The sequence below is a fragment of the Lentisphaera profundi genome (assembly GCF_028728065.1).
Classification (GTDB): Bacteria; Verrucomicrobiota; Lentisphaeria; order Lentisphaerales; family Lentisphaeraceae; genus Lentisphaera; species Lentisphaera profundi.
This window is the reverse complement of record NZ_CP117812.1, coordinates 1,407,625-1,426,311: the sequence shown is the minus strand read 5'-3', so window position 1 is coordinate 1,426,311 and position 18,687 is coordinate 1,407,625. Positions and strand designations below refer to the sequence as shown.

Below are 18,687 nucleotides of genomic sequence, written 5' to 3'. Positions count from 1 at the left end.
GGAATGAGCTACAATTTAACTGAAATTGAATGTTTGTAGTGATAGCCTGATTACGCGACACTAAAACAAGAGCGCCATCGAAGTCTTCGCCAAGGAAATTCGGTAAGCTTCAATGGTGAATACGAATGGAACTCCAAGGGCGGCGTGATTCACTGGACTCACCACGACCCCGCTGGGCGTCATACAGATGGCTGGCTGAAGCACAATGGAAAGACATATAAATAATAGAACTTTGGGGTGAACTCGTCTGAGACGCGCTGAAAATATTTTTATCTCCTTTGTGTTTAGTATTTTACATAAATAGAATAGAGCTGAATTTAGCGTATAAATTTGAACTATTAAAAATTAGCATGTTAATTATCTCCGAAATGAAAGGAGATGAATATGAAACGCAGCTATGATATGGAAAGTGATGTAACTTTCTATCATGTGATTATAAAGGTACCTGACAATACCTTAGGTAATTCGGCTTATGCCTTTAATCGTGAGCATAAGACTCATTTGCGTAAGCTAGTTTTTTGGCTGGAAAGTATTTATGAATTGGAGCTCATTAATTACTGCATCATGAGTACCCATGCTCATTTCATCATTCGCAGAGATCGAGAATCAAAGCTTAGTTTGATACAAGCAGCCTATCGCTATAAAAAGTATAAATCATTAGAAGAAGTACCTGATGCTAGAACTTGCGAGGTGCGCAAATTTGCTAAGCGTTTGAATGACTTGGGCGATTTTATGGGGAATCTACAGAAGCGCTTTACAGTCTGGTATAATCAACAATTTGAGAAGTGTAGAAGAGGGCAGTTATTCAATCATTGTTACAAAGCTATACAGATCAAAAACACCAAGGCTCTTATCCGTTGTTTGCAATATATCGAGCTGAATCCTTTGCGAGCACAAATGGTTACTAATGTTACAGACTATGAGTTTAGTTCTTGGGCAGATATCTGTCATTCCACCAAGCGTAAAGAAAAGTTGAAGCTGGGCATTGTAAAGGCTCTTAGGGACTTTGGTTTAAGTTATTTAAGTGACACTAAAATATTTCGGGTTTACATGAGAGATTTAATGGAGCTTGGTAGCCAAGGCGATCGCGAGATCAAGACAGGACTTGAGGTGCTCTTGTTGATGCGAAGTAGCTTATGGTCAAGAGGACGATCGATAAGTATAGTTGATGAAAGTTTTATAGTTAAAACAGAGTAAATAAGAAGGTTTTCCCCAAGTTTTCATAATAGCTAGGACATGAAACGTCCTGGGTAGGCTGTAATAGTCATTGGGTACATCAAGACGATCGAGAGATCGAGCAACCGGGGGCAGTCCCACGGTGCTTTGCGGAGTTCGCAGATGTGCAGATTAAAAATCTGAAATAATACTGGAGAAAGAATGATCGTAGATAAGATCAATTTTAAATTTTTAATGCTTAATTTTGAATTAAAGACAAGAGTAAGCTCCGGAAATGAACTTTTTGCTAAAAAATTATTTTGTGGGGTGGTGAAATGATTTTACATATCCCCCATAGTTCTACATATATTCCCGAAGAATATTTAATTGAGTTCTTGCTTAGCCCTGAGCAATTGAATAAAGAAATATTAGAGATGACGGATCATTTTACGGATGACTTATTTGATTGGAAGTGGGATAGGGCAGTCTTCCCCGTGAGTCGTCTACTCGTGGATGTCGAGCGCTTCGAAGATGATGCTGAGGAATTAATGGCAGAGCGAGGTATGGGCGTACTCTACGAAAGAGGTTCACAGCTCTTGCCACTACGTCACAAGGCAAGTCCCGCAGGACGAGAGGAATTACTTAATCGTTATTACCGACCCCATCATAAGAAACTCGAAAAAATGGTGGATTATAGCCTTTATAAGCGCAATAAGGCCTTGGTGATTGATTGCCATAGCTTCAATGCGATTGCTAGGTCCTACGAAGGCTATACGGGTGCTGAGCGTCCTGAGATCTGTCTTGGCACGGATGCTTACCATACACCACAGAACTTAGTCGAAGGCTTTCGCGAGTTTTTTGAATCGCGAGGCTTCAATGTGAGGATCAATGATCCCTTCCCAGGCTGCTTAGTGCCGATGAAGTTTTATCAAAAGGATGAGCGTGTACAAGCCATCATGATCGAGCTGCGCCGTGATCTTTACATGAATGAAGCGACGGGTGAGAAGACTGCCGGTTACGCAGAGCTGAACCAAACCCTAGCTGACTTAGAACAAGCTATCATGAATAGTGAGTTTGCTAATTGAAGGAGAATCAAATGAACAAACTAATGATTATACTCATGTTGCTTCCCATGGTGGTCTTATCGAGTCCTCAGGAAAGCATCAAAAAATCACTGGATGCTTGGGCGCCTTTATCGGTGACTATCAATAATAAAGGGTGAACTCGTCTGAGACGCGCTGAAAATATTTTTATCTCCTTTGTTTTTAGTAGTTTACATAAATAAAATAGAGCTGAATTTAGCGTATAAATTTGCACTATTAAAAATTAGCATGTTAATTATCTCCGAAATGAAAGGAGATGAATATGAAACGCAGCTATGATATGGAAAGTGATGTAACATTCTATCATGTGATTATAAAGGTACCTGACAATACCTTAGGTAATTCGGCTTATGCCTTTAATCGTGAGCATAAGACTCATTTGCGTAAGCTAGTTTTTTGGTTGGAAAGTATTTATGAATTGGAAGTAATTAATTACTGTATCATGAGTACTCATGCTCATTTCATCATTCGCAGGGAGCGTGAATCAAAGCTTACTTTGAAACAAGCAGCCTATCGCTATAAAAAGTATAAATCATTTGAAGAAGTACCTGATGCTCGAACTTGCGAGGTACGCAAATTTACTAAGCGTTTGAATGACTTGGGTGATTTCATGGGGAATCTACAGAAGCGTTTTACCGTCTGGTATAATCAACAATTTGAGAAAAGCAGAAGAGGGCAGCTCTTCAATCATTGTTACAAAGCTATACAGCTCAAAAACACCAAGGCTCTTATCCGTTGTTTGCAATATATCGAGCTGAATCCTTTAAGAGCTCAGATGGTAGAGAACGCCGCTGATTATGAGTTCAGTTCTTGGGCAGATATCTGTCATTCCACCAAGCGTAAAGAAAAGTTGAAGCTGGGCATTATAAAGGCTCTTAGGGACTTTGGTTTAAGTTATTTAAGTGACACTAAAATATTTCGGGTTTACATGAGAGATTTAATGGAGCTTGGTAGCCAAGGCGATGGCGAGATCAAGACAGGACTTGAGGTGCTCTTGTTGATGCGAAGTAGCTTATGGTCAAGGGGACGATCGATAAGTATAGTTGATGAAAGTTTTATAGTAGGATGAACTCGTCTGAAATGCTCTAAAAAGAGGTGAACTCGTCTGAGACGCGCTGAAAATACTCGTTCCGAGCTTGGGTGGCGCTCGTTCCGAGCTTGGGTGGCGCTCGTTCCGAGCTTGGGTGGCGCTCGTTCCGAGCTTGGGTGGCGCTCGTTCCGAGCTTGGGTGGCGCTCGTTCCGAGCTTGGGTGGCGCTCGTTCCGAGCTTGGGTGGCGCTCGTTCCGAGCTTGGGTGGCGCTCGTTCCGAGCTTGGGTTTCAGTAAGGGCTAATGATGGCAACTGATAATAGAACTCTTCTAATTGTCTTTATTTGTTCATCGGCGCAGCCTTTTCGCGAAGTAGTCTAATCACGGCCAATTCCTAGAATTAAAAAGTTCATATTACATTGGGCTTAAAGCCTTGTGGAACATATTTTGATCTAAGTTTAAGAAAAGGTTTTTCAATAATCACTGTAGCTAAGTAACCTACTAAAATCGAAAGTCCTATATAGAAGGTCGCCTGGATTAAAAGAACAATTTCAGGAAGTGTATTAATATTTGAAATAGCTATTTGTATCGGCTCATAAAAAGGTTTAAAAAGTTTTGGTAAAAAGAAATGCCATAGATAGATATTATAAGACCAACATCCTATATGAGCTAAAGCTTTTGCTGCATAAGTAGATTCAAAAGAACCAAAACCATGACAAATAACTCGAGATAATATTAATCCGTAGCCCAAGGTTAGAAGTGCAAAACCTAAGGTAAACATAAAGGGGGTATTTCTACCCCAGAACATCGACGGAATCACACATAAAAAAGCCAAGCTAAATATAGTGAGTTGGTGCTTAGCCAATAAAGCTTTCATTTTTTCTTTATTATTGCGATAAAAGTACTGTATAACGACCCCTGCTAATAAACTATCAAAACGAAAGTGAGATAGCATAAAATGGTTCTTTAAATCATCTACGTTATAGCTATGTATGAATCTATTTACAATAATCAAAATAATGATAATGCTCATAACGATAGGCAGGGATTTAAGGTTTTTATTAACCTTGCCAGAAAAATTGTATATGGCTAAAATCAAGAAGGGTAAAATGGTGTAAAAATGTTCTTCAATTGTCAATGACCAAGTAGGTCCATTAGTACCTATATCAAAATAATTCTGCAAATACAAAACATGAACGATCACCTGAGTCAATTGATCACTAAAATCTCCCTCTCTAATCCAATTAGTTGCACCAAACAGTGCCAAAACAACAATTAGTAAATAATACGAAGGCCAAATTTTCAAACCTCTTCTTAATAAAAAGCGTTTGATATTAATTTTTTTAAATTGCTCAAGTTCAGATAAAAGAAGGCCTCCAATTAAAAAACCACTCAAGACAAAAAATAAATCAACCCCAGACCAACCAAGTCCTCTTATTTTCCAAAAGATAAAACCTGTCAGCCCTGAAAGCTCAGGCATATTAGGAATACTATCAATACTCACATGATGTATTAATACAATCATAATACAAATACCTCTGAGAATATCTAGAGATAAAACTCTGTTATTCATTTTCATTATTTACTCACTTTACATTTTTATTGTAATTGATGCTTGAGCACAAATTAAACACTTTATGGTATAAAAGTTATAAACAATTAAAAATAAATGATTTAAAACTTTCTCATGCGCATGTTTTTTCCTTTTAAAGATGTGTACAAAAATTAAATTTACTAATTTCGCACACATCATTAGGAGAGCTCATATGTGACGCGCTAGAAATATTTTTATATTGCTAGCTTATAGCTGAGGTTACGCTCGTTCCGAGCTTAGGTTGCGCTGACGCTTAGCTTGCGCTCGTTCCGAGCTTAGGTTGCGCTCGTTCCGAGCTTAGGTTGCGCTCGTTCCGAGCTTAGGTTGCGCTCGTTCCGAGCTTAGGTTGCGCTCGTTCCGAGCTTAGGTTGCGCTCGTTCCGAGCTTAGCTTGCGCTGACGCTTAGCTGATGGGGGCAGAAAAAAAGCACTTACATTTCTGTAAGTGCTTGAGTACTGAAGGTGGGACTTGAACCCACACGCCCGAAGCCGGGGGATTTTGAATCTTCGATCTAAGCACAAACTGGTCGGTGTTATGGCCTATAGTGGTCGGTGTTTTTATCGAAATTCAGGGTCAACAGTACCTACAATTAAAGTCTAAGTCATACCAACTAATGTTTAACCAAGGACTGGCTTCCATAGTGATTGTCAGTCGTTCAATTTTTCTTAATTTCTTTCAAGTTAACAATGACCTCATCAGACACCAACCTTGCATAATTAGACCTTACAACTTCTGGGCTATTACCCAGTACCGCGGCAAGCTGTTCAAGTGAATAACCTGAGCGCAGCATAAGTGAGCCCATTGTATTCCTCAGGTTTCTAACTTTCATACCAAATTGTCCCAGCAGTTCTTTATTTGCGTATCTACCTATTTCATCTGATATCCATTTTTCTGGATGAGTCACATTAATATCTCTAGTTATTGGTTGTCCTTTGGGCAAGGTAAACGATCTTTAAGCTCGCCATGAGAGGAGCTTTAATCAAATAACTCTTTATATTCATCAATAAGCGCAATATCGGCTAAATCGATAGAGGTGAACTCGTCTGAAGGTGAACTCGTCTGAGACGCGCTGAAAATATTTTTATCTCCTTTGTGTTTAGTATTTTACATAAATAGAATAGAGCTGAATTTAGCGTATAAATTTGCACTATTAAAAATTAGCATGTTAATTATCTCCGAAATGAAAGGAGATGAATATGAAACGCAGCTATGATATGGAAAGTGATGTAACTTTCTATCATGTGATTATAAAGGTACCTGACAATACCTTAGGTAATTCGGCTTATGCCTTTAATCGTGAGCATAAGACTCATTTGCGTAAGCTAGTTTTTTGGCTGGAAAGTATTTATGAATTGGAGCTCATTAATTACTGCATCATGAGTACCCATGCTCATTTCATCATTCGCAGAGATCGAGAATCAAAGCTTAGTTTGATACAAGCAGCCTATCTCTATAAAAAGTATAAATCATTAGAAGAAGTACCTGATGCTAGAACTTGCGAGGTGCGCAAATTTGCTAAGCGTTTGAATGACTTGGGCGATTTTATGGGGAATCTACAGAAGCGCTTTACAGTCTGGTATAATCAACAATTTGAGAAGTGTAGAAGAGGGCAGTTATTCAATCATTGTTACAAAGCTATACAGATCAAAAACACCAAGGCTCTTATCCGTTGTTTGCAATATATCGAGCTGAATCCTTTGCGAGCACAAATGGTTACTAATGTTACAGACTATGAGTTTAGTTCTTGGGCAGATATCTGTCATTCCACCAAGCGTAAAGAAAAGTTGAAGCTGGGCATTATAAAGGCTCTTAGGGACTTTGGTTTAAGTTATTTAAGTGACACTAAAATATTTCGGGTTTACATGAGAGATTTAATGGAGCTTGGTAGCCAAGGCGATCGCGAGATCAAGACAGGACTTGAGGTGCTCTTGTTGATGCGAAGTAGCTTATGGTCAAGAGGACGATCGATAAGTATAGTTGATGAAAGTTTCATAGTAGGGTGAAATCGTCTGAAATGCCCTAATAATAATTTTCAATGTTCAATTTAGTTATGATGAGTTACAGGTATCTTCAGTTATTCGAAAATTTCGAATAGCCGCCACAGATGGGTAAATTGAGCGTACTTTATGACGTTAAAACTCATACCATTAACTATCACTTAAAGAAAGTTTTTTCTGATAGTGAATTGGATGAAGATTCAGTTGTTCGGAAATACCGAACAAGTACCAGTAAGGGTGAAATTTATAATACAAATCATTATAATCTCTCAGGGCTTATCGCGGTGGGATATAAGTTCAATCCTGAAGGATTAGCTCATTTGAGACGCAGAAAAAACATTTGTAATATTTTTATTTATACCCCCTTTATAAAAAAGAATAGAGACCTAATTTACACTAACAAAAAATAGTATATTTATGATCTCTAATAATGATAGAGCTAGAGATATCAAGATTTTTCAGCTCTAAAATGTATAGCAGGAAATCGGGGTAAATGAAATGAGTGAGAAAAAGATACGTAAGGTTAATGAATGGACTTTGTAGCAATAGATTTTGAAACTGCCACGGCAAAGCGAAATAGTGCTTGTGCTGTGGCAATTATTACAGTAGAGAAGGGCGTTATCGTAGATGAGTATAGCGAGCTGATTCAGCCACCTAATAATGAATATAGTTGGCGCAACATAGATGTTCATGGAATTGAACCACATCATACAATGTACAAAGCTGATTTTGAAGATCTATATCCCGAAATCAGAAAACGCCTCACTGGTAAATTAGTGGTCGCACATAATGAATCATTTGATCGTAGTGTGATGACTCGATCAATGGAGTATTACGATTTGGATTATGCCGACTTGGGTGTGGCTGAGCGTTGGGTATGCACCGTAAAACTTTATAAAGCTCAAGGCTTCAAACCCGCAAAGCTTAATATCCTTTGTGATCACTTCGGTATTCCTCTCAAGCATCATGATGCCTTATCAGATGCACGTGCCTGTGCAGAATTATATAAACGTTCATTAATGGGCTAGGTGGTGTAAGAACTAATGGGAGAGGGTCGCCTCACTCCAGCGGGGAGGTGCTGCCACACGGGCGGATAGTGATGCCACACGGGCGGATAGTGCTGCCACACGGGCGGATAGTGCTGCCACACGGGCGGATAGTGATGCCACACGGGCGGATAGTGCTGCCACACGGGCGGATAGTGCTACAAAAAGAGGTTTCAGGGTACAAAAAAAAAGCACTTACGAATTAACGTAAGTGCTTGATAGTACCGAAGGTGGGACTTGAACCCACACGCCCGAAGGCGGGGGATTTTGAATCCCCTGCGTCTGCCAATTCCGCCACTTCGGCAAGTGAACTGAAGTGAGGACATTAGCGATTTTTATGGGGCTTTCAAGCTGAGTTGAGCGACAAATAGCGAAAAAAACTAGCGTGCTAGTTTTTAGATCGCTGCGCTATAAGAAGCAAGATCGGCCTTCGGCCTGAAAGACCGCTCACAAGTGAGCTATGAGAAGGGTGAGCGCCTGCGGCTTAGCTTGAGCTCGTTCCAAGCTTAGCTTGCACTCGCTACGCAAGTTTAGGATTCAAGTTTTAACTGCCTACCGCAGGCTCTTTGAGCCGATCTGCAGTGAATGAAATGAACGATCTAGCTTCTTCTAGCGTAGCGGTCTAATCTAAGTGAGTGCGGAGGGTGAACGGGTGGCGGCATAATCATCGACATTAAATTCATCGACTTGGATGGCGTCTTCACATTTATGTATGGTGTGGGTCAGGAAGCTCGCGTCTTTTTCGTTGATGGAGGTATTTTCGAGTCCCTCTTTGATCATTTGTGTTGGGTGCTTGGCTTTGACGCCAGATTTTTTAATTTTGGCCAAGAGCACATCGGCTTTGCTTAAATCGACAAAGGCATCTTCGAGTTGCCCCAAGCCGGGTCGTTCGAATGAAGGGATATACATGCCATAAGAGAAGCGATCGCGTTGCTCACCAGGGGTCATCATTGCCAAGGCAATTTTTCTACCGGTCTTATCATCGGGACCGGAGCCAAAGCAATTGAGACGAAAGAAGGGGCGGAGCACAACTCTAAGGATGGGGCTGAGTAGGGGTACTTGGATATTCTGGAGGATGCCATCAAAAGCAGTGGACATATTTTCCATACAGTAATCCAGTGCCCAAGTGGCATGGGCGAGGTCTTCTTTCTTTTGGCCCTCATGTTCATAGCGTCTGATGATGGTACAAGCGAAGTACATCCAAGAAAGCATATCCCCAAAGCGACCAGTGATGCGCTCGGCACGTTTGAGTCCACCGCCATAGGAGCCCATGGCCATATCAGCGAAGGTGGCAAAGAGTGCGGAAGCCCAGTTAATGCGACGTAAGTATTTGCTAAAGGGACCGGAAGGGACGGGGCTGAGCCAACCGCGAGTGAGGGTAAGCAGCTTGGCACGAGTGAGATTGGAAACGACAAAGGAGATATGAGTCCAGAGGGCTTTATCGAAGGCTTTGGCATCGTTATTCTCGATGGCATTAACTTCGTCCATGGCGGTTGGGTGACAACGAATGAGTCCTTGACCAAAAATAATCATGGTACGGGTGAGGATATTGGCGCCTTCCACAGTGATGGCAATGGGGGTGGAGGTATAGGCATTCGCAAATATATTTTTAGGCCCGCGGGAAATGCCTGAGCCACCACTAATATCCATGGCGTGATTAATAGATTTCCTCACAGTCTCGGTAAAATGATATTTAGCTAGGGCTGAAACCACGGAGGGTTTTTCGCCGCTATCAACGCCACCACAAGTATAGATTCGTGCAGCTTCGAGCATGTAGTTATAAGCACCGACTTCGCACATGGCTTCTTGGATGCCTTCGAATTGACCAATAGACATGCCGAATTGCTTGCGGACTTTGGCATAGGCACCGACGGCACGGTTGCACATTTTACTCGTGCCAGTGGAAGTGGCAGGTAGGGTAACGGCGCGGCCAGCAGAGAGGCAATTCATGAGCATTCTCCAACCAATACCGACGCCATCTAAGCCACCAATGATATGTTTTTCGAGTGGGAGTTCGACGTTTTCGCCATTGATGGGGCAATTGAAAAAAGAGGCTCCCAAGGGATCGTGACGTCGACCTAAGCGGATACCGGGGGCATCACTGGGGATGAGTGCACAAGTAATACCGAGTTCAGTTCCTTTGCCAAGAAAGTTTTGCGGATCACGCAATTTAAAGGCGAGGCCAATGACAGTGGAAACGGCTGCAAGGGTGATGTAACGTTTTTTGAAATTAAAGCGCAAGTAAAGTTCGCCATCTTCTTTTTTAAAGATCTCGGCCTCGGATGAGATCGAGCCCGCATCTGAGCCTGCCATGGGTTCGGTGAGACCAAAGCAGGGGATTTCGCGGCCATCGGCCAAGCGTGGCAAGTAATGATCTTTTTGAGCTTGTGTACCATAGTGGGAGAGCAATTCACCTGGGCCGAGTGAGTTGGGGACCATGACGGTGATACTGAGTGGGCTCGAGTGAGAAGCGAGTTTTGAGCAAACCGAGCTAACCGCGAGGGCAGAGAAGGCGAGGCCGCCATATTCCTTGGGGATAATCATTGAGAGGAAGCCGGCTTTTTTAATGAATGCCCAAGTTTCGGGGGTGAGGTCACCACGGCAGGCAATATCATAGTCACTGACCATCTTACAGAGTTCCTCCGTGGGGCCATCTAAAAAGGCTTGTTCTTCGGCATTAAGTGAGGGATAAGACTGAGCAAAAATCCGTTTAAAATCGGGTTTGCCAGAGAAGAATTCTTTCTCTACCCAAACAGTGCCGGCATCAATGGCTTCGCGTTCGGTTTGAGAAATAGCGGGTAGCAAGCCAATCTTTCCCAAAAAAGCCATGATCGGTTTGGATAAAAGCATGGTTCTGATGGGGGGGATAATAAAGATTGCGGAAATCGCAAGCACAATAATGAGCGGAAGAGGGGAAGTGGTGTAGCCCGCTACAAATAGAGCTATGGCAATGACCCAGAAAAAACCGGGAAAATTCCTATAAGCCAATACCGTAAGAATTAAAACAAATAAGGGTATGGATATATAAAGTGAGGTATTGGCTAAGTAGTTCATATTGTTCTCCGTTCGTTAATAAAATGTGTTATGTAGTTATCATCCTTCTTATATTTTTAGATTTTCGAAAATCCCGGCTGCACCCATACCGCCGCCAACACACATGGTAACCATGCCATAGCGCAGTGAACGCCTTTCCATTTCATGGAGCAGGGTGGCAGTGAGTTTAGCACCAGTACAACCAAGTGGGTGACCTAGGGCAATAGCGCCGCCATTGACGTTAATGATTTTGGGATCTAAGCCGAGCTCATTAATTACCGCAATCGATTGTGAGGCAAAAGCCTCGTTCAATTCGATGAGGCCAATATCTTTGAGTTCGAGTCCGGTTTGTTTGAGTACTTTGGGAATGGCTGCGACGGGCCCCATGCCCATGAGGTGAGCGGGGACGGGGGCAACGGCAAAGCCGACGAGTCTTGCTTGAGGAACGAGATTGCGTTCTTCGACAAATTGTTCATTGACTAAAATGGAGCAGGCGGCGCCATCGGACATTTGTGATGAGCTAGCCGCGGTTACCGAGCCTCCGACACTAAAGACGGGTGGAAGTTTACCAAGGCTCTCGAGGGTGGAACCCGCTCTGGGGCCCTCGTCAGTACTGAAGCGAAATTTGCGATTTTTTAATTGTCCCTCATGATAGTAATTGAGGTCGATATCGAGAGGTATAATCTCATTATTAAAGAGGCCCTGATCAATGGCGCGCAAAGCTTTATCGTGTGAGGCTAAAGAGAATTTATCTTGACTCGCACGGGAGACTTTATATTTCTTTGCCACTGCTTCTGCGGTATTGCCCATATTGAGGTAGGCATTAGGAAAGATTTTGTTAAGTGCAGGGTTGGCAACAAAGTTGTTTCCTCCGAGGGTGAGCAGGCTCATGGATTCGCAACCACCCGCAGCAAGGACTTGGGCGTGACCACAGGCAATGGATTGATGGGCCATGGCAATCGCTTGCAGACCTGAGGCGCAAAAACGATTGATGGTGACGCCAGTGATATGATCACCAAGACCAGCAGCCTGACCGACCTGCATGGCCATATTCATGCCTTGTTCGGCTTCGGGTGTGGCGCAACCAATCATGAGGTCTTCGATATCCTCTAGCTTGAGATTTTTGACTCGATCCACGGCACCTTTAAATACTGCCGTGGTGTAATCGAGTGGAGCGACGTGGGCAAGGCTGCCGCGATTGGCTTTACCCACAGGAGTTCTAACTGAGCTGACGATGTAGACATTATTCATTTGTGGCTCCTTAGTTTCTTAGTGGGCGATTGTATTTTAAGATGCTCTCGATTCGAGCGAGACTTTTCTTTTCTCCCAATAAGGAAAGGAAAGTTTCGCGCTCTAAGTCGAGGATATATTGTTCATCGACCATGGTCGCTCTGGTGAGTTCTCCGCCACAAATTACGTGGGCAAGTTTACAGGCTAAGAAATAGTCGTACTCACTTATGAAGTGACTCTGAAGCATGTTGTAGGCACCCGCTTTGAAAGTGCTGGCAGCATTTGCGCCGAGTGCGAGGAATTTAGAGGCTTGTGGAGCGCGGTAGGGCAGTTCACTGAGCTGAAGCAGGACTTGGGCCGCTACGTGGAGGCGACGCTCGGGATTTGTCACTAGGGTGGCATTGGGGCTAAGGTAATGTTTTTGCTGAGCGTCGAGGGCAGAAGCACTGACTTTTGCCATGGCAATCGTTAACCAATTTTGCCTGAGCAGAGGTTCCACTAGGAAGGCCTTTTGTTCGGCAGCCATAGTCGCTGCGAGTTTGGCCATGCGCATGGTACCGCCACCAGCAGGGATTAGACCCACACCGAGTTCGACTAAGCCCATATAAGATTCTTGGGCGACAACTGCATGAGGGGCAGCCATGACAACTTCGCAGGCACCGCCGAGTGCACGTCCTTGCACTACGGGGATGACGGGTTTTTTCGAGTAGTGAATTACTTGGCTCATTTGCTGAAATTTATTAACGACATCATTGATGGGGGCAAAGTCGCGATTTTGGACGTGTCCGGCCATTTCTGCGAGATTGGCACCTGCAGAGAACATGGAGGAGTCATTGGCAATAAGGATACCTTTGAAATCGTCATTTTGTTCTACATAGCCAACGGCATCAATGATACCATCGAGAACGTTTGAGCTGATGGTATTGGCTTTGCCAGTGAATTCAAAAACACATATTCCTTGCTTCCAATTAAGTAAGCGCGCATCTTTGTAATCTATGATGAGACGCATGCGTTTTTGCTTGATGGTGAATTGATCGATAAAAGGTGGTTTGGATTGAGTGAAGCCCACTTTCGGATCAACTCTACTTATCCATTCGGGTATGGGGTAGGATAAAGCCTTTAAGTCAGTTAATATTTTTTGGAAGCCAATCGCCTGCCAAATTTCGAAGGGCCCCATTTGCCAAGCCCAACCCCATTTCATAGCCTTATCAATATCTTGATGATTATGGCAGATTTCGGGGATGCGTCGGGCCGAATAAGAAAGTAAGGAGAGCAGGAATTTTCGATAAAAATCGCCGATGCGACCTGGATCATCGTAGAGGGCGCCAAGGCGTTTGACGAGGTCAGGTATTTTTTTGTATTTGGCGACATTTTCTAAATTGATTGCTTTAGGGCTATGATACTCGAAGTCATCGAAACTTATGGAGCGAATTTCGCCATCAATTTTTGAGAAAAAGCCCTTTTTACTTTTGGCGCCAAGCTGGCCCTGTTTGACCATTTTTTTGACAGGGGTGGGCATAATGAACTCATTGCGGCATTCATCATTTTTAATGGCGGCATGAAGATTAGCAGTGACATAAAGAATGGTGTCGACACCAATGAGATCAAGGGTTCGAAAAGTCGCTGACTTGGGACGACCCATGAGTGGTCCGGTAAGAATATCTATTTCTTCAATAGTGAAACCATCTTCAAAGAGCGGCATCATGGATTTCTGCATGGCGTAACAACCGATGCGGTTACCAATGAAATTGGGAGTATCTTTGGCAACGACAATGCCTTTGCCCAGATGCAGCCTGGCGAATTCCGCAAATTCTTCTAGTAGGCCCGGCTTAGTCTTGGGGCCGGGGATAAGCTCAAGCAATTTTTGGTAACGGGGCGGATTGAAAAAATGAACCCCGAAAAACTGTTTGAGTGATTTGGATGAAAAGTGTTTGGCAATATTTTTTAGGGGTAAGCCACTGGTATTGGTTGCTAAGATAGCGTCTTTGCGAGCGTGTTTACAGATTTGATCCCAGAGGTTTTGTTTGATACTTAAATCTTCGATCACCGCTTCAATGATTAAGTCCGCTTGATTGAGGTTTTTAAAATCTTGATCAAAGTTTCCCGCGGTAATATTATTAATTATTTGTGGTGTGTAGAGAGGGGAAGGAGAGAGCTTGAGGAGTTTCTTGATGGCGTTTTCACTGATGAGTGAAGGTCTTTTTCCTGAACTAGTGAGATCTAAAAGGCTTACCGAGAATCCACAATTAGCAAAGTGAGCAGCTATTTGAGAGCCCATAACTCCTGCACCTAAAATGGCGACGTGGTTAATTTTACTCATTATACACTCCTTATTTTTTATAAATTTCTTGAATGATGTGATCGTAATTAATTTTGACAGCTTTGCGCTTCACTTTTAATGTTGCAGTGAGCAGTCCATTTAAGGGACTGAGCTCTTCGTGAATAATTTGGAACTGTTTAATTTGTGACCACTTGGGTAATTGGGTGTTGGCTTTATCGATCTGGCCTTGATAATAGGCTCTGAGTTCAGGCCTTTGGCATATCTCGTGGGGATTGAGTGAGTCGAGTTGGAATTTCTTTGCCAAGCGCGGAAGCAGGCTGAGCTCGGGAAAAATAAGCGCTGAGCAGAAACGTTTATCTTCGCCTATAACGAGTACATGAGCAATAAAGGGATCGGCCCTAAGTGCGGTCTCGAGCGGAGTCGGGATAACAAATTTACCCGTAGACATTTTAAAGATATTCTTTTTACGGTCAGTGATATAGAGGTAACCGTCTTCATCAATGTGACCAATATCGCCGGTATGCAACCAATCATTTTTCAAAACCTCGGCGGTAGCTTCGGGGTCTTTGTAGTAGTTCTCCATAATTTGAGGACCACTCACAAGAATTTCGCCATCTTCGGCAATCTTGATTTTTGTATGACTAAAAGCTTTGCCTGCAGTCCCAGGTTTAGGGGCGCGGAAAGGATTGACGGAAAGGACCGGTGCCTCGGTCATGCCATAGCCCTCGAGAATGATGATACCGACATTATTGAGGAAACGACAAAGCTCGGTTCTGAGGTGAGCTCCACCACTGCATATAAATGATAGCTCCCCACCAAAGATATTTTGCCATGCCTGATAAATCGGCGAGAAAGCTTGATACATAGCTTGATGCTCAGCATTAGTAGAATCATAGACATGGGCAAACTCAAAGGCTTTTTGATAGATTTGAGGATCGACCTGAGGGTTGTTCTCGGCACCATTAGCAATATGAAGATATATTTTTTCTAAAAGGTGGGGCACAGTCGAGAAAGTCTGGGGCTTGACCATCGCAATGTGCATCATGATTTGGTCGGGGTTGGTGAAGTAAACACTCGTGCCATGCCAGAGCCAGCGATAAATGGCAGATTTCGCAAAGATGTGGCTCAGGGGTAAGAAGCTTATTTCTCGATCGTGTTTTTTAATGCAATCCGATAAATCTGAAACGACAATAGAGTTGAGAATGATGAGATTTTTATGATCGAGCAGGACGCCTTTAGGTTGGCCGGTGGTTCCAGAGGTGTAGATAATTGTGAGTGGTGAATCACCCGTGATTTTGGGAAGCGCCACCTTTTGTGAATTTTTGATTAATCCAGGGCCACTGAGCGCTTCTTCAATATCTTCCTCATCAGTAAGTAGATACTGAATTTTGGGATTGAGTTCTTTGAGTCTTTGGTATTGAGCTTTGTCATTGACTATGCAGAGCGTGGCCTCGCTATGTTCAAGTACATAGGAAATCGATTGATCATTGAAAGTAAGGTGAAGTGGTACGGTAATGAAACCGGCAATGGAAGCGGCTGTATCGTAGAGGCAGAAGCGAGAATCGTTATTGACGAATAGTGCAATTTTTGCACCTGGTTCTAAGTTGAGTGAAAGTAGCCCGTAAGCAATTTCATGAACCGTATCGTAAAAGTTCTTGTAGCTAATGGTATCCCAAGATTTTCCATTCCAATCAGATAAAAATGTATCTGTCGAAGAATTCCTTAGGCCTATTTCCAAGAGCTGTGAAACTGTACATACAGACGTGTCTATATTATCCTGCGTTGTTTGCATGAAATTCTCCCTGGCTTTAAGTATTGACTCTCTATAAAAAGATAATTCGGCAGGGATCAAAAAACAAATTTTTAAGTAATAAAATTAAAATGAGTATTTGGGTGTGAATGAAGAAGATGAATTTGTCTTGATCAGTAAAATAAGTCTTTACTACGTAAGGGACCATTAAGCGCAGTATTTGAATGCTTAGTTCTAAGAAAAACTATTTTTAAAATTTTGTAGGGATTTGGTTGATTCAAGAATAAAAATATTATAAACATGATGCTTTGCATATTGTAAGGTGTACTGATAAGCACCGTGTATAAAGGAGATTGGGCTCAGCTAATGAGGTCGACATAGAGTGTCGGACCCCTATTGGGTCCTTATTTACTTTCGTAACACAGTCATACACCTTGCGGTGTACGCTGATTTCTATCGGTGCAGAGCACCTAGAAAGGGTATTAAAACACTCTAGATTATTTCTGCTTATAGTGAAAAAAAAGCCACTGTGACCTAAGTCAGAGTGGCTTTAAATAAAGTATTTAGAAAAGAACTATATAATTGAACCCATGGGTTCACGTAACATTTTTCTTTCTTTAACTTCAGCTTTGAAGCTTTGAATAAATTCTTCACGCGGAATAGTAATTTGATCACGTGATCCGTAGCGACGAACTGTGAGAGTTCCTTCTGCGACTTCTTTTTCACCGATGATGAGAAGCATAGGTATTTTTCTTTTGGTATTGGTACGAATCTTTTTATTAAAAGTATTATTACTATTGTCAACTTCGACACGGAAGAAGTCGCCAGTGAGTTCATCTGCAAGAGCATTGGTATACTCGAGGCAACTTTCTTGTACTGGAAGCATGCAAACTTGAACAGGTGCACACCAAGTCGGGAAAGCGCCGCCATAGTATTCTAATAAGAAGGAAATGAAGCGTTCATGAGTGGAGAGAGGTGCACGGTGCATAATGACTGGCACTTGGTCATCACCCTCAGCATCAACGAATTTCAGGTCAAATTTATCACCTGACTGAAAATCTACTTGGATAGTAGAGACTGTTTCTTCGCGACCCATGAGGTTTTTGAACTGGATATCAATTTTAGGACCGTAGAAAGCTGCTTCGCCTTCGCCGATATAATAAGGGATTTCCATTTCGTCCATAACTTTTGCTAATAAAGCTTCTGCTTTGGCCCATAGTGCTGGATCACCCACAAATTTCTCGGAGTCATCTCTGACTGAGAGTCGGAAGCTATACTGAGTCAATTTGAAAGTATCGTAAAACTCTTTGTACATTTCCATTGTACGGCGGAATTCAGATTCGAATTGGTCGAGGCTCATGTAGATATGGGCATCATTCATGGTCATACATCTTACGCGTAAGAGACCTGAAAGTTCACCGGATTTCTCATAGCGGTAGCAAGTACCATACTCTGCATAACGCAGAGGAAGGTCACGGTATGAGTGAGGACGACTTTTGAAGATTAAGTGATGGTGAGGGCAATTCATGGCCTTGAGGTAGAATTTTTCAGTACACTCATCGTTGTCGTGCTCTTTAACTTCCATAGGAGGAAACATAGAGTCTGCGTAATGAGGAAGGTGACCAGAAGTTAGGTAGAGCTCTTCTTTGGCGATATGCGGAGTAGAAACGCGTTTGTAGCCATAGCGGAATTCCATTTCATTTGCGTACTTTTCGATTTCGTCACGAATAGCGGTACCATTTGGTAACCATAGGGGAAGACCTTTGCCAACCATGTCGTCGATGTGATAGATATCGAGTTCTTTACCGAGTTTTTTGTGATCGAATTGTTCAGCAATACGACGTCTCTCTAAAAACTCTTGAAGTTCTTCCGGTGTTTCGTAGCAGAGTGCATAGATACGTGTGAGTTGTTTATTTTTCTCGCTACCTAACCAGTAAGCACCAGCAACGCGATCGAGTTTGAAAGCTTTGGCGGGGAGGGCACCCGTATCGGGAACGTGGGGTCCTTCACAGAGGTCAGTGAATTTGCCGTTTTCGTAAAAGGAGAATTTCTCAACTCCACGTGAATGAAGGTTACGCACATTCTCGATTTTGTAATCGCCTTCACCGAGTTCTTCTAATTTTGCTACGGCACCATCGAGATCAGTTTCGCTGTAAAGGAATTCTTGTTTGCGACCAATGATTTTTCTCATGCGCTTTTCGATTTCTTTGAGTTTGTCTTCAGAGAATTCTTCTTCACTAAAATCAAAATCGTAGAAGAAGCCCGTTTCAATTGGAGGGCCGAAGCCGAGTTTTACTTTGGGATAGACTTCTTGAACTGCTTGAGCAAGAACGTGAGCCATTGAGTGGCGTATTTTATAGAGGTTTGAATTTTCATCCATGAGTAATATTTCCAAGAAGCTTTAGATTAAATAAAATTTTGCTCATATTAATGCCTTTATGCATTTGGGGCAAGTATGAAAAAATATTT

At 42.6% G+C, this 18,687-nt stretch carries 13 protein-coding genes, 1 tRNA gene and 1 pseudogene; 7 read left to right on the top strand and 8 right to left on the bottom strand.

The window, feature by feature from the left end:
• Positions 1 to 84: 84 nt before the first annotated feature.
• From PQO03_RS17020 to PQO03_RS17000, 5 genes and pseudogenes are all read left to right on the top strand, one after another.
• Positions 85 to 225 (top strand): annotated as a pseudogene (locus PQO03_RS17020) (DUF3465 domain-containing protein); the annotation flags it as partial.
• Between the two features lie 159 nt (positions 226 to 384).
• The gene (locus PQO03_RS17015) at positions 385 to 1,197 is read left to right on the top strand and encodes a transposase (RefSeq protein ID WP_274151979.1); all 813 of its coding nucleotides are present in this window, start codon (positions 385 to 387) and stop codon (positions 1,195 to 1,197) included.
• 293 nt (positions 1,198 to 1,490) lie between these two features.
• Positions 1,491 to 2,240, top strand: a complete 750-nt coding sequence (locus PQO03_RS17010) for an N-formylglutamate amidohydrolase (protein WP_274151977.1) — start codon at positions 1,491 to 1,493, stop codon at positions 2,238 to 2,240.
• Positions 2,241 to 2,251: 11 nt separating this feature from the next.
• Positions 2,252 to 2,377 carry a hypothetical protein gene (locus PQO03_RS17005; RefSeq protein WP_274151975.1) on the top strand — a complete coding sequence of 42 codons (126 nt, stop codon included), beginning with the start codon at positions 2,252 to 2,254 and terminating at the stop codon, positions 2,375 to 2,377.
• Positions 2,378 to 2,520: 143 nt separating this feature from the next.
• Positions 2,521 to 3,327 carry a transposase gene (locus PQO03_RS17000; protein ID WP_274151973.1) on the top strand — a complete coding sequence of 269 codons (807 nt, stop codon included), beginning with the start codon at positions 2,521 to 2,523 and terminating at the stop codon, positions 3,325 to 3,327.
• Positions 3,328 to 3,696: 369 nt separating this feature from the next.
• On the opposite strand, the gene PQO03_RS16995 is transcribed toward PQO03_RS17000, so the two are convergent.
• Both PQO03_RS16995 and PQO03_RS16990 read right to left on the bottom strand, forming a co-directional pair.
• Positions 3,697 to 4,866: an acyltransferase family protein gene (locus PQO03_RS16995; protein ID WP_274151971.1), complete on the bottom strand. Its 1,170-nt coding sequence runs from the start codon at positions 4,864 to 4,866 to the stop codon at positions 3,697 to 3,699.
• A gap of 670 nt (positions 4,867 to 5,536) precedes the next feature.
• Entirely contained in the window at positions 5,537 to 5,821 is a 285-nt protein-coding gene (locus PQO03_RS16990) for a hypothetical protein (protein ID WP_274151970.1), read from the bottom strand.
• A 256-nt stretch (positions 5,822 to 6,077) separates the two neighbouring features.
• Between PQO03_RS16990 and PQO03_RS16985 the strand changes: the two genes are divergently transcribed.
• Together PQO03_RS16985 and PQO03_RS16980 are read left to right on the top strand one after the other, a co-directional pair.
• Positions 6,078 to 6,884: a transposase gene (locus PQO03_RS16985; RefSeq protein WP_274151968.1), complete on the top strand. Its 807-nt coding sequence runs from the start codon at positions 6,078 to 6,080 to the stop codon at positions 6,882 to 6,884.
• 524 nt (positions 6,885 to 7,408) lie between these two features.
• On the top strand, positions 7,409 to 7,906 hold the full coding sequence (locus tag PQO03_RS16980) for a 3'-5' exonuclease (RefSeq protein WP_274151966.1): 498 nt from the start codon (positions 7,409 to 7,411) through the stop codon (positions 7,904 to 7,906).
• Positions 7,907 to 8,146: 240 nt separating this feature from the next.
• Here the strand turns inward: PQO03_RS16980 and PQO03_RS16975 are convergent.
• The 6 genes from PQO03_RS16975 to thrS form a co-directional block, all read right to left on the bottom strand.
• A tRNA-Leu gene (locus tag PQO03_RS16975) sits at positions 8,147 to 8,228 on the bottom strand.
• A gap of 323 nt (positions 8,229 to 8,551) precedes the next feature.
• Positions 8,552 to 10,978, bottom strand: coding sequence for an acyl-CoA dehydrogenase (locus PQO03_RS16970; protein WP_274151964.1), 2,427 nt, complete (start codon positions 10,976 to 10,978; stop codon positions 8,552 to 8,554).
• A gap of 48 nt (positions 10,979 to 11,026) precedes the next feature.
• The gene (locus PQO03_RS16965; RefSeq protein ID WP_274151962.1) at positions 11,027 to 12,208 is read right to left on the bottom strand and encodes an acetyl-CoA C-acyltransferase; all 1,182 of its coding nucleotides are present in this window, start codon (positions 12,206 to 12,208) and stop codon (positions 11,027 to 11,029) included.
• Positions 12,209 to 12,218: 10 nt separating this feature from the next.
• Complete coding sequence (locus PQO03_RS16960; protein ID WP_274151960.1) at positions 12,219 to 14,507, bottom strand: 3-hydroxyacyl-CoA dehydrogenase/enoyl-CoA hydratase family protein; 2,289 nt, start codon at positions 14,505 to 14,507, stop codon at positions 12,219 to 12,221.
• A gap of 10 nt (positions 14,508 to 14,517) precedes the next feature.
• Positions 14,518 to 16,260, bottom strand: coding sequence for an AMP-dependent synthetase/ligase (locus PQO03_RS16955; protein ID WP_274151958.1), 1,743 nt, complete (start codon positions 16,258 to 16,260; stop codon positions 14,518 to 14,520).
• A gap of 532 nt (positions 16,261 to 16,792) precedes the next feature.
• Complete coding sequence (gene thrS / locus PQO03_RS16950; protein ID WP_274151956.1) at positions 16,793 to 18,598, bottom strand: threonine--tRNA ligase; 1,806 nt, start codon at positions 18,596 to 18,598, stop codon at positions 16,793 to 16,795.
• Positions 18,599 to 18,687: the final 89 nt, after the last annotated feature.

Bases quoted from the DNA above. Each gene is read 5' to 3' on its own strand.
- PQO03_RS17015 (WP_274151979.1), top strand. From the start codon at position 385: ATGAAACGCAGCTATGATATGGAAAGTGATGTAACTTTCTATCATGTG.
- PQO03_RS17010 (WP_274151977.1), top strand. From the start codon at position 1,491: ATGATTTTACATATCCCCCATAGTTCTACATATATTCCCGAAGAATAT.
- PQO03_RS17005 (WP_274151975.1), top strand. From the start codon at position 2,252: ATGAACAAACTAATGATTATACTCATGTTGCTTCCCATGGTGGTCTTA.
- PQO03_RS17000 (WP_274151973.1), top strand. From the start codon at position 2,521: ATGAAACGCAGCTATGATATGGAAAGTGATGTAACATTCTATCATGTG.
- PQO03_RS16995 (WP_274151971.1), bottom strand. From the start codon at position 4,866: ATGAAAATGAATAACAGAGTTTTATCTCTAGATATTCTCAGAGGTATT.
- PQO03_RS16985 (WP_274151968.1), top strand. From the start codon at position 6,078: ATGAAACGCAGCTATGATATGGAAAGTGATGTAACTTTCTATCATGTG.
- PQO03_RS16980 (WP_274151966.1), top strand. From the start codon at position 7,409: ATGGACTTTGTAGCAATAGATTTTGAAACTGCCACGGCAAAGCGAAAT.
- PQO03_RS16970 (WP_274151964.1), bottom strand. From the start codon at position 10,978: ATGAACTACTTAGCCAATACCTCACTTTATATATCCATACCCTTATTT.
- PQO03_RS16965 (WP_274151962.1), bottom strand. From the start codon at position 12,208: ATGAATAATGTCTACATCGTCAGCTCAGTTAGAACTCCTGTGGGTAAA.
- PQO03_RS16960 (WP_274151960.1), bottom strand. From the start codon at position 14,507: ATGAGTAAAATTAACCACGTCGCCATTTTAGGTGCAGGAGTTATGGGC.
- PQO03_RS16955 (WP_274151958.1), bottom strand. From the start codon at position 16,260: ATGCAAACAACGCAGGATAATATAGACACGTCTGTATGTACAGTTTCA.
- thrS (WP_274151956.1), bottom strand. From the start codon at position 18,598: ATGGATGAAAATTCAAACCTCTATAAAATACGCCACTCAATGGCTCAC.